Origin of the sequence: Peribacillus sp. NPDC076916 (genome assembly GCF_050269675.1) — a bacterium.
In the GTDB taxonomy this organism is placed as follows: domain Bacteria; phylum Bacillota; class Bacilli; order Bacillales; family DSM-1321; genus Peribacillus; species Peribacillus aracenensis.
Window position 1 is genome coordinate 40,473 of record NZ_JBNNIU010000004.1, and the last position, 11,678, is coordinate 52,150.

The window sequence follows — 11,678 nt, forward strand, 5'->3', positions numbered from 1 at the left end:
ATTTAAAAAAATTATCTAAAAACGGCTATAAAAATGTAATTTAATTTCGAATAATCTTATATATACTAATATTATCATTTTGCGTCTGGACATATGAAGGAGGAAGATCTCTTGGCTGTGAAAAGGGTCGATCACATTGGCGTCGTTGTAAAAGATCTTGAAAAATCCATCGCCTTTTATCAAGATGTGCTGGAATTAAAATTAAAAGCACGCATGACACATACTAATGGGGTAATCGAACTAGCATTTCTGGGATACGAAGAGTCGGACGAAACAGAAATAGAATTGATTCAGGGATATAGTGACACACTGCCATCCGAGGCAACGATCCACCATTTTGCCATTACCGTGGATGATATCGAAGAAGAATACGCCCGGATCAAAAGCTTGGATAACACTGAGCTGATTGATGAAGAGATAGTCACCCTTCCAAATGGTTATCGCTATTTCTACGTATATGGACCGGAAAAAGAGTGGATTGAATTTTTCCAAAGGTAAAAAGCAGAGTCTTAAAGACTTCTGCTTTTTTAAACGCTCACTTTACAAGCCGCTTCGTCAAGTTCAACAAAATTCCAAGATAACAACCCCTTATTTAACATAGGCTCCTTTTCTTATGAATGAACTTGATCCTTTCCCGCTTCACCAGCTTGACTTTTTGACACCTGGCAATTGCCCTTTATGAGCAAGCTCCCTAAAAACGATACGTGACATATTGAATTTGCGCATATATCCACGAGGCCTCCCCGTTACTCCACAACGATTGTGGACCCTTATCGGCGATGAATCACGAGGGAGTTTGGCCAATGATGCATAATCCCCTTTCTCCTTCAATTCCTTTCTAAGCTGTGCATACTTTTCGACCATTTCCAATTGTTTTTGCGCTTTTATCACCTTGGATTTTTTCGCCATTCATATTCTCCTTTTTAAAAGATTTTTTTATAGATTCTATAAACTGTTCACTATTCGTTCCGCTGCCTGTCTTGCTAACGATATATTCCTGGAAATCGGGAGCATGTACACCAATTGTACGGATGGAGAACATGGTAATGACTCCATACTGCAGCCATCATCATACTTGAATGCCTCGCCCACTAATGATCCATTCCAACGTGAACTTCCCGACTTTTACATCCCTCTCTCCATTAAAACATAATCATTACGATTTAAACCTTAAAATTACTTCGTTTCACGGTGAAGCGTGTGTTTCTTCAATCGCGGGCAGTACTTTTTCAATTCGATCCTGTCCGGGTCATTCCGCTTGTTCTTCGTCGTGATATAATTTCGGTCCCCTGTTTCTGTGCATGCTAAAGTAATGTTCACTCTCATTTTTGTTTCCTCCTAAAGTTTTTTAATGAACGATTTCCGTGAATGCAGGCAATCGATCTTCGTACAGAGACCAATCCTGCTGCAACTCAGTTTCCGTCAATAAGCATTGATCTAATTCAGTTTCGATTTCCTGTCGATTCATTTGAATGCCAATCATCACCAGCTCCGTCATCCTATCACCGTATACTGCATCCCACCGTTCCAATAATTCAGGTGCCTCCTTTAAAATTCGGCGCTGTTCTTCTTCAGGGTATGCTGCAATCCATTTACCGGCTGCTTGTAAAGTTAATGACGGTCCTGCCTGCGATAGCAAGCCTGCCGTATCATTTCTCGTTGCCAACCAAAGGAAGCCCTTTGCCCTCACCACTTGTACGGGCCAGTTCTCCAACCACTCCATCAGCCTCTCGGGATGAAAGGGTATTTTCCTTCTGTAGATGAAGGAAGAAATCCCGTACTCCAGGGTCTCCGGAATATGCTCTTCATTCAATTCCTTTATCCAGCCGGCTCCTTGGCTTGCCTCTTCAAAATCAAATAAATGTGTATTCAATACATCCTTTAGCGGCACCTTGGAATGGTTTGTTTCGATGATCCTCGCATCGGCATTCATTTTTTGAAGAACTGCTTTCAATTCCTCAACGGCGTCAGCATCAATTAGATCGATTTTATTCAACAGGATGACATTGGCAAACTCTATCTGATCTATTAATAGATCGACCACTTCCCTGCCATCCGCAGCATCAGTTCCCTGCATTCTGTCAATGAGTGATTCTCCTGAAGTGAAGTCTTGCCAAAAGTTATACCCATCAACAACGGTAACCATCGTATCGAGCCGGCAATATTCCCCTAAATCAATTCCCATGCTTTCATCAACATACGAGAAGGTTTGAGCTACAGGTACCGGTTCACTTATCCCAGTCGATTCAATCACGATGTAATCAATGTCCCCTTGTTTCGCCAATTTCTCCACTTCAATCATCAAATCTTCACGAAGCGTACAGCAAATGCAGCCATTCTGCATTTCCACCAGTTTTTCATCCGTCCTGGTAAATCCTCCCTGCTTGACCAGAGACGCATCAATATTGATTTCACTCATATCATTAACGATGACGGCAACCTTCAGATCATTCCGATTTTCAAGAATATGATTCAAAAGCGTCGTCTTTCCCGCTCCAAGGTATCCACTCAATACCGTAACCGGAATTTTCTTCATCTCCATCACTTCCCACTCCTTTACCTGATACCTTCCCATAAATCAAAATCATTACGATTTAAATGCCGAAGCTATCACTCAAGTAAAAACACCCTTTAATAATAAAACGTAATCATTACTATTTGCAAGTTTTTTTAAAATTGCCTCCTAATACTTTTGCTGACAAATGTAATCACGATTGCTCCAATCCTGCTCCAGGTGCAATCACGGATAAATGAACGGTGTTGACATTCTTCATAAAACTTAAAACAAAAATTAAAAGGAAGCCCAATCACACATAACATTTTGTGTAAAGAACCTCCATTGAGTTATATCATTTAATGTATTTTTGACAAGCTGCTGATCATCCACAACGTTTCATTTTCCAATACATTTTTCTTTTTCTTTGTTGCAAATCGAGAAAAAAATCATTCGTCACTATGCTTATTCCGTCATTTCCCACCCTGAAGATTTTACTGTCTTTTGTTCAAAAGTTTCAATTTCTCTCTGTTTCGCCAATTTTGAGGCTTGTGACACGGACCACGTTAAATTCCCAAAGGCAATCACTGTCCCGATTGAGATAACTAACACCTTTTTACAAAGTATTTTCTTCAATAGCTTCCTCCTGAGAATGTATTGGAATACTCTAAATATAAACCAACAATGTTAACCTGGCATGTAGCAGCTGTAAATGTATGAAATTATTTTTGGACATATGTAAACTTAAGTTTGCACACAAAAAAGCTGAGTGCATATGCAGTCAGCTTTTCATAGGTACTTCTTATTTATAAAACACTTTGTCGACGTTGTATTTAGCATGAAGCTTATTGATCATGTACGTTTCATAGATTTCCCGTTCCATAGCGTCTTCGACTAAAAGAATGTCAATTTTCTTGACTTCATTACGATGCTCTTTAATCGGTGAAACATTATCCTCGAAATGCTTCTTGACCCTTGGTCTTAATTTACGGGCCTTACCGACAAAAATCAGTTCATCATTCTCATTGTAAAACAAGATGATGCCGCCTTTATCACGGGGAATCAAATGAAAATCGATAAACCCGTAAATTTCAGGAATGACAGGTTCGTCTCCTTCTATAACTTGCTTTCTTTGTTTGATGCTTATATCCGCTGCAGGGATTTCAATTTTAATCATTACAATTCACGTCCTCTATTTGTATAAAGTGAAACGTTCAATCGGAAACGAAACTCCAGTTTCACGCCAAGCTCATCACTTCAATCTTAAAGGTAAATGGTATCATAATTATGAGTGAAAAGCCATGTATGCCTTGATCGGTTTTCTGGATTAAATATAAAGAAGAAGACTCGCTGGGAGCCTCCTTCTTTGTCGGAAATATCCGTTACCACCTGTGAGCCTTTGCATTGCTTCTTAGTATAATGTTCGTTTGTGATTCTTGCGTATGGCCATTAACTTGAGAATTTGAACGCTTAGGTCTTGTCCAATTATGGTGAAACTTTTGAGAATGTGGATCTAATTGATCTTTATAGCTCATTCTGTGTCACCTCATCATTAGGATTTGGATATTCCGTTCAGTGATAGTAATCCCCATCACTTGTTCTAGTATCTTATTTTTCCAAGGCATTTATACATATTCTTTAAAAAGCGAATTCAGCTGACTTGCCTTTTGCAAGGACTTCCCCTTCTTCATCCACCGAATCACTTGTCATGAAGGATATGCCCTTTATGTTCCCATCATTTACAATGAAACCAATGTTTCCGCTTTTTGAACCGTTTCCTTCTATTTCACCAGCAAGTTCTTCCAAGTAGATATCATCTTCCCATGTCAGATGTTCTCCATTGTCCGTTTCAAGGAAGGCAACTGGGGAAAACTTGATTTTTTTATCCGTATTGTTTTTGATTTCCACGTTCATTTTTACGATATCGAAATCCTCATCATGCGTATAGCCGTGGAAGAAATCAATCATACTGTAATCCGGAGTGGCATGCATCACTTTCATTTCTTTGACTTTAACCTCGATCGGGCCTACATTCACTGTTTCATTCACTTTTTTATAGGCCTTCAAAGTCAATTCGCCTTTTGCATCAGAAACGTTCTGACCGATCTGGTTCAATTTTATATCATCAGGAAGCTGTGGATTCGGAACATAGACATCCTCTTTTACCAGTGGTCGTGCAATTTCCTCTGTTTTTTCTTTAGCTGTCGTTTCTTCTTTGTAAGCTGGTTGTGTATTAAGAGCACCAAATGCGGTTAATAACAGGGCACCAATCATCAGTCTGTTCATTGAATCCCTCCCTGAAGCGTTTTTACTTCTTTAATAGATCAAAGATGATTTTAGCTTGATCCGTGTTATCGACTTGGCCTGCAAAACGTTCTTTATATGGTCCATATGCGTAGACCGGAACATCTTCACCTGTATGTCCCCCGGTAGTCCATGCAGTATTGGTCCGATTGTCAAATATGGCTTCGATGGCATTATCGACGTTCGTCACATTTTTTGATTTGGCAGCTTCTGTTACCGTTTTGATTTCAGCATCAGTTAGCTTCACTTCATTTTGATTAATATATTGCTTTAACGTCTTTTCGACATCCGCTCCTTTGACGATGGCATCCGCCATGAAGTCAGGGGTGCGTTTGGCTGCCTTGATCGGTTCACCATACCAGTTATATATTCCTTTTGCCCCGATCGAGAATCCTCCTGTAGAGTGATCCGCAGTAGCCACCACTAGGGTATGTTTGTCTTTCTTCGCAAATTCGATGGCCGCTTTGTATGCTTTTTCAAAGTCTTCCATTTCACTCATTGCACCTACGATATCATTATCATGTCCGGCCCAATCCACCTGGCTTCCCTCGACCATGAGGAAGAAACCATCTTTGTCTTTATTCAAGCGCTGGATCGCCGAACTTGTCATGTCTGACAAAGAAGGCGTTTCACTAGGGCGGTCAATCATTTTCGGTAGTCCTTCAGAAGCGAATAAACCAAGGACCTGTTCATTTTTATCCTTAAGCATTTGATTTTTATCAGTCACATAACTGTAACCGTCTTTTTCGAAGGCTTTCGCCAAATTGACATCAGGCCGGACAAAATTGGACTTCCCACCGCCCAATAGGACGTCAATTTTATGTTTGCCCTTGATTAATTCATTATAATAATCGTCTGCGATTGAATTCATGTTTTTCCGATTTTCATCATGGGCGCCAAAAGATGCAGGTGTAGCATGAGTGATTTCTGAAGTGGCAACCAATCCCGTCGCTTTTCCTTTTTCCTTTGCTGCTTCCAATACGGTTTTGACTTCAGATTTATCGTTATCCACTGCAATCGCAGCGTTATAAGTCTTCACTCCGGCAGACATTGCCGTTGCGGCAGAAGCTGAATCCGTTATATTTTGTGCAGAGTCTTCTGGGTAAGTCATCTGCTGGCCAACCAGGTATTTATCAAACTCTGTCCGTTCTGCCACCTTCGCACCAGGGTTATCTTTTAAATACCGGTAAGCGGAGGTGTAGGACACACCCATGCCGTCACCGATCATGAATATCACGTTCTTGATTTCCGGGTCTTTTTTTGTCTTATCCTTTGCCGAAACACGATCCGCAGCGGACCATGATAAACCTCCAAATGCCAATGCTGAAGCCAGTGTGATTGGCAATACCTTTTTACTCCATGTGCGATTCAAATGAATAGCCTCCCTTTAATTGTTTTCTATTTAATTAAACTATAGGTGATGAAGATGAACTCAATGTCAAGGCTATGTAAAATTGCAGCAGGATAATTGTTAAGACAAGGTAAAGGGACAGGCCACGGAATTAGCTTGCCCCTTTTATAAGGGTTGTTAGTGTTGGAGAAGTGAAAAGATTTAGTTAACACGAGCGGGGGTAAGTGATCTTTTCATTCAATGTCTTCAAATCAGGATGATTTGTAAGGAATTTGAAAGTGCTAAAAATCAATGGGGAAAAGAAAATAAAGCACCCTATCAGGATGCTTTAGAGTCAGACTATAGACAAAATCTATCCTACTTCTCTACAACTAAACATTCCAAAGCACGGGCCGCATTCACTCTCGCCAACTCGATTGAATCGGCAGTCGACAGGGCGACTGCGACCCTTCTACCTGCCTTTGTAACAGGTTTTCCGAAAAGACGCACTTGTGTATTAGGTAAAGCCAAAGCCTGTTCAACACCGACTATAGAATATTCCGATAACTCATCCCGCGCTTTTAATGGACGGCTGGCACCTGGGCTGATCTGCGTGATTTCCGGGATGGGAAATCCTAGAATCGCCCGAATATGCAAGGCAAACTCCGATAAATTCTGAGTCACTAAAGTCACTAGCCCCGTATCATGAGGTCGTGGGGAAACTTCACTGAAATAGACTTTATCCCCTGAAAGGAAAAGTTCAACCCCGAATAATCCGTACCCTCCAAGCTCATCCGTAATGGCATGGGCAATTCTTTTCGCTTCCATAATTTGAGCCTCTGTCATATTATGCGGCTGCCAGGATTCAATATAATCCCCGCCCTGCTGAATGTGACCGATTGGGGCACAAAACATGGTACCATTTATGGCCCGGACAGTAAGCAGCGTGATTTCCGAATCAAAACGGATAAATTCTTCAATGATCACCCGTCCATTTTGAACCCGTCCGCCTTCCATCGCGATTCTCCAGCAATCCTCCAGGTCACCTTCCGTGCGGCACACACTTTGACCTTTACCTGAGGAACTCATCAGCGGTTTTACGACATTGGGAAATCCAACTTCCTTGGCAGCTTGAACAAATTCTTCAAATGTATCGGCGAATTTGTAGGCTGCGGTCGGAATCTCCAGGGTTTCAGAAGCCAACCTCCTGATTCCTTCACGATCCATTGTCAATTTAGCCGCTCTTGCCGTCGGAATGACATGAAAGCCTTCCTCTTCCAATTTGATTAATTCAGATGTAGCGATGGCTTCGATTTCCGGTACAATCAAATCGGGTTGTTCTTTTTCCACAATACCCCTTAGTTGTTCCGCATCCAGCATATCAATCACATAACTGCGATGAGCGACTTGCATGGCAGGGGCATGTTCATAGCGGTCTACAGCAACGGTTTCCACACCCAGTCTCTGCGCTTCAATTATGACCTCTTTCCCCAATTCACCCGAGCCCAATAATAAAATCTTTTTCGATTTATACATTCAGTCTCTCCTCCTCCGTATCCTCAAAATCATTATATACGAACTATAAATGAATAAACATAAATATTTATTCGTATTTCCATTTAAATTGCACCTAAAATATAAAACATACGTATTTCATTTAAGTTTTTTAAAGACAAACTTAACAAATGAGAATAATAAGTTTTATGCTGAATGAAAATATATAAGCTGACCAGTTCACTGGAGGCTCCCTATTCAACATGAGTAGGGAGCCTTTTCGTTTTTATCAATAAGGGAGCAAAAACACTATGCAAAAGAAAGTAGTAAGGCCCATTTTCCCTATTTTGAATTGAGGAGAAAAATGACCGCCTTGGCGACATGAAGAACATCAATCTGCCTGACAGATTATTCTTCGAATGGTGCCGGCAGCAATATGCCTTGAATAGAGGAGCTTACAATGCAATCGATAATTGGTTCTATCAATATGGCATTGACCATATACTTTACCGAAGGATCAACCTTTTTGGAGTTTGCTGCTCCCCCGGCACAAGAAGCTGGAAAGACAAAGTTCATTAAATTTGGCAGTGGAGGACTGACAAAAAAAGCTGCAGGAGTTCATTGCAGATTAACTTGAATCATATAGTGTCCTTATCAGTAATACGCCCATTCTCCTCTTACTGATAAGGGACACTTTTGCGAATGTCGAAATTTGCATTACGATTATTTTTGAAAATGTAAGCGCTTTCTATTATAATGAAATTAGGTTGGATGGCATGCGTGGCCGTCACAGTATCTGGCGTAGGTGGGGCCAATACTAGCGTTAAGGAAGTTAAACTTCTTACCGTAAAATGATTAGAATTCCTTTTGTAAGGGCTGCAATATTACTGGGACATGGAGAATGTCCGTTAATTTCAGGCTAAAAGCGTGTCAATCATGCAATCGATAAGTAAAGCATGACTTTACTTATTTTTTGCAGCAGCCCTCACCGTTGCAAGTCTAATAGTTTATAAGACTAAAAAGCTCTTCCCCATGGTAACGGAGTTGAGCTTTTTCATTTGGACAAAATTCACATATATAATCCTGCCAAGAAAATCCCAAGCGACTTCTGATAAATCTCATCGAACTGTGATATAGGGAGGGGATTCGTTCCTTTGCCCAGCTCCACGGTAAACCCCGGCCTGCGCCAATCCTGAATGAACCAATCCTTATACCCTGCGTAACTATTGGCGGATTTGACAGGCTCATATCCACTGACCCTCGCAAACTCATTGACTATCGTTTCCGACTCAGGCGGTTCCAAACCTTCAAACCCCCAATAAATAACCTCTCCTTGGGTATGGAATGCAAGGACTTTGCCAAAATCACGTTTTCTTGTCAACTCTGACATTGCAATGGCTTCTGGCTGTGTAAGCGGCCCTTCACCGGAATAATTTGCCGGACCTGGCTCCGTTACATTATTGCGTTCTTTTTCCAGTTCCCATTTGGCGGGAAATTGATCATTCAGATCCACCCCGTTAATATTTGCTTTCCAGCTTGAGAAGTCTTCGCTTCCATTATTCCATTCCACGAGTCGTCGTCTCAATGACTCATCTGCAGGCGGGCCTTTAAGAACCAACTCCACTCCGTCCGGATTCACCATGGGGACGATCGACAGCATCGTCTGTTGATAAAAGGGAAACAGGGATAGACCGCGGATGTCAGCCTGATTCGTGATTGCAAGTAAATAATCATTTAAAAAGGTCATGATCACAGGCGTCGTTATCCACTCATTCGCATGAAAGGAACCATTATAGTGAACTCGTTTGTTACCATTTCCAATCTGCACTTCAGGGATATCCCTTTTAAGCACAGAGTCACCGATCGGGGCGGTTTTAATAAATGGATAGATAGTTTTCAAACGTCTTACATCGGTCATCATCGCCTCATAATCATATTCCCTGTTACCCTGAATTAGTCTCCACGTAATTCTTAATGGCACAGAAATTGTCTGACCAACTTGCAGGGCATTCGGATTGAGATTGGGATTAACCAAAAATAGCGCATCCAATGTAAGATGACGCGACCTGGCAATTGCCCATAACGAATCACCTTGTTTAATATTATAACTGGTCGTCGTAAAGCCAGGAATTTTGATTTGTTGGCCAATCATAAGTGCAAGTGGATCAATCCCACTATTGGAATCAATGATAAGTTGGTAATTCACCTTGAATAATTGGCTATAATACCACAAGGAATCATTTTGCCGCACAAAAACGTCCATACTGCACCTCCTCTTAACCAAATGTATGCTGATTCGATTTAATTATTGCCAACGCAACGCACCCTCACCAATAGAAAAGTCACTCCTCAAAACGAACCAAATTGGGGGCATCATCCAGAATGCTTACATATTGCTCACTACTTCCATACGTCCCCTCAGGGTCTAATTCCTGATATCTTTTGAATTTCGCCAACCTATCTTCTTCTTTGACCCAGCCCAGATGCTTTAAGCGAATGTCGGATAACTTGTGAGGCAATTCAAAGACATTTTCTGCAAATCTCCCACAATGCTGCGGCCTATCGTTCCATTTGCATTCAAACCCCTCCCGATACCTGACCAGGAACGGCCGGTAATACCGGTGAGCGCACCAGTGTTCATCCTCCCTGTAATGGGTTTCATTCCAAAAGTCATATAATCGGAAGCAATATACATCCACTTCTTGATCACTTATCAGCTGCCTGACTACCTCTTTGAATCTTTTTTCAAACATTTCATCAGCGTCAAGATTTAAAATCCACTCGGGATTTGACTTCACCGTCTCCGACCATTGTTGTTTACGAAGTTCTATTTCATTGGAGAACTTGGAGACATCATTCCTGATGATACGCACCGGTATCCCCTTCAATACCTCTAAACAAACCTCTGCGGAATCGTCCGTGCTTCCATCATCAATAATCACGGCTTCATCAATATAATCACGAATTTCCTCTATAACCTTCCTTAGATAACGGTCACTTTCATTTTTGATGACCATGCTCAGCGTTAATTTGGGTCGGGATGCCCCTGAAGGTGAAGCCCCCCGCTTATCCGTCCGATCAAGGAATTCCATCGCACCGTCCAAGTCCGAATCCCTGTATATATGATAAGCGGGCAAGTGGGTATCAACATACAGGGAAAACCCTAAAGCTGCCGCACGGATGCAAAAATGCCGGTCTTCACCCCAAAATGATAGATTCTCAATCATTTTAAAATTCACACCTCCTTTCAACGCTTTTTGGCTGATGAGTGTACAGGCACCCAGGCCCCCAACTTTATGAACACCAGGTGTTCTCATCTGTTGGATGTACGACTGATAACGTGTGGTGATCTCCGAGTCCGCCAACTCTTGACCGCGTAATATCTCCCATTGGGTGTATTCATCGTATAACCATACTTGGGGCCGTTCTTGGGCATCAGGCTGCCATTTTGTCCAGAAAATATTAGAGATGATATCCTTTTTGGCAGAAATAAGCTGCTTGATGGTCAAAGGGTATAGCAGGAGGTCCGAGTCGATTAGAAATAAATAATCATAGTCTTCCTTAATCGCGTGTTCGATCATCATATTTTTGAAATCAGCGACCTTCCATACTAGATTCTCATTCCAATAATGGGTAATGCCATTACACACATATACATCGCTTTGATTGGATGCCAGTATTTTGACATTGTTCCGCTCATGACCGAAATCCTCGAGCATTTTGCTTGATCGCTCATCTTCATTGTCATCAATGAAGATAATGCCAAGCTCCAGTCCCTCCACATCCAACCTTTTAAGTGAGAGCAGGAACTTTTGTAAAATATCTGGTTTCTGGTAAATTGGACTGGCTACTAACACCCGATTCTTTTTACTAGTCATAAATTCCACCCTTTATAATTTAAGTAACTGGCCCCCAATTAATCTGACAGCCTGACTTCCTTACAAACATTTATAACTATATATTCTTACCGAACTTGTCGGGTGCCACTTATATAACGGAGCCCTCCATAAACAAAACAGGCACCCATTCATGAATGGATGCCTGATTTCATTTAAT

At 41.4% G+C, this 11,678-nt stretch carries 13 protein-coding genes; 2 read left to right on the top strand and 11 right to left on the bottom strand.

Translation table 11 applies throughout. The features are described from left to right. Positions 1-93: 93 nt before the first annotated feature. The gene (locus ACQKFG_RS13825; protein WP_427559801.1) at positions 94-498 is read left to right on the top strand and encodes a VOC family protein; all 405 of its coding nucleotides are present in this window, start codon (positions 94-96) and stop codon (positions 496-498) included. A gap of 141 nt (positions 499-639) precedes the next feature. Here ACQKFG_RS13825 and rpsN read toward each other — a convergent pair whose 3' ends face one another. The 9 genes from rpsN to purT form a co-directional block, all read right to left on the bottom strand. Next, on the bottom strand, positions 640-909 hold the full coding sequence (gene rpsN / locus ACQKFG_RS13830) for a 30S ribosomal protein S14 (protein WP_349728858.1): 270 nt from the start codon (positions 907-909) through the stop codon (positions 640-642). 267 nt (positions 910-1,176) lie between these two features. Further along, positions 1,177-1,326 carry a 50S ribosomal protein L33 gene (gene rpmG, locus ACQKFG_RS13835; RefSeq protein ID WP_260285636.1) on the bottom strand — a complete coding sequence of 50 codons (150 nt, stop codon included), beginning with the start codon at positions 1,324-1,326 and terminating at the stop codon, positions 1,177-1,179. 22 nt (positions 1,327-1,348) lie between these two features. Beyond that, a complete protein-coding gene (locus ACQKFG_RS13840) occupies positions 1,349-2,542 on the bottom strand; it encodes a GTP-binding protein (RefSeq protein ID WP_427559805.1) in 1,194 nt (397 codons plus the stop codon). A gap of 417 nt (positions 2,543-2,959) precedes the next feature. Next, entirely contained in the window at positions 2,960-3,130 is a 171-nt protein-coding gene (locus ACQKFG_RS13845) for a hypothetical protein (protein ID WP_427559808.1), read from the bottom strand. A 166-nt stretch (positions 3,131-3,296) separates the two neighbouring features. After that, complete coding sequence (locus ACQKFG_RS13850) at positions 3,297-3,677, bottom strand: nucleotide excision repair endonuclease (RefSeq protein WP_260285755.1); 381 nt, start codon at positions 3,675-3,677, stop codon at positions 3,297-3,299. Positions 3,678-3,876: 199 nt separating this feature from the next. Then, a complete protein-coding gene (locus tag ACQKFG_RS13855) occupies positions 3,877-4,029 on the bottom strand; it encodes a YpzG family protein (protein WP_076368068.1) in 153 nt (50 codons plus the stop codon). 103 nt (positions 4,030-4,132) lie between these two features. Beyond that, complete coding sequence (locus tag ACQKFG_RS13860; RefSeq protein ID WP_353872659.1) at positions 4,133-4,780, bottom strand: DUF4352 domain-containing protein; 648 nt, start codon at positions 4,778-4,780, stop codon at positions 4,133-4,135. A 22-nt stretch (positions 4,781-4,802) separates the two neighbouring features. Next, positions 4,803-6,170 (bottom strand): alkaline phosphatase, encoded by a 1,368-nt coding sequence (locus ACQKFG_RS13865; RefSeq protein ID WP_427559812.1) that lies wholly within the window; start codon positions 6,168-6,170, stop codon positions 4,803-4,805. A gap of 336 nt (positions 6,171-6,506) precedes the next feature. Beyond that, complete coding sequence (purT, locus tag ACQKFG_RS13870; protein ID WP_427559815.1) at positions 6,507-7,664, bottom strand: phosphoribosylglycinamide formyltransferase 2; 1,158 nt, start codon at positions 7,662-7,664, stop codon at positions 6,507-6,509. Between the two features lie 418 nt (positions 7,665-8,082). Here purT and ACQKFG_RS13875 point away from each other — a divergent pair, with 418 nt between their 5' ends. After that, a complete protein-coding gene (locus ACQKFG_RS13875) occupies positions 8,083-8,259 on the top strand; it encodes a hypothetical protein (protein ID WP_427559818.1) in 177 nt (58 codons plus the stop codon). A 432-nt stretch (positions 8,260-8,691) separates the two neighbouring features. Here ACQKFG_RS13875 and ACQKFG_RS13880 read toward each other — a convergent pair whose 3' ends face one another. Both ACQKFG_RS13880 and ACQKFG_RS13885 read right to left on the bottom strand, forming a co-directional pair. Beyond that, entirely contained in the window at positions 8,692-9,885 is a 1,194-nt protein-coding gene (locus ACQKFG_RS13880; protein WP_427559821.1) for a M14 family zinc carboxypeptidase, read from the bottom strand. Positions 9,886-9,964: 79 nt separating this feature from the next. Further along, on the bottom strand, positions 9,965-11,500 hold the full coding sequence (locus tag ACQKFG_RS13885; RefSeq protein ID WP_427559824.1) for a glycosyltransferase family 2 protein: 1,536 nt from the start codon (positions 11,498-11,500) through the stop codon (positions 9,965-9,967). Between the last annotated feature and the right edge of the window lie 178 nt (positions 11,501-11,678).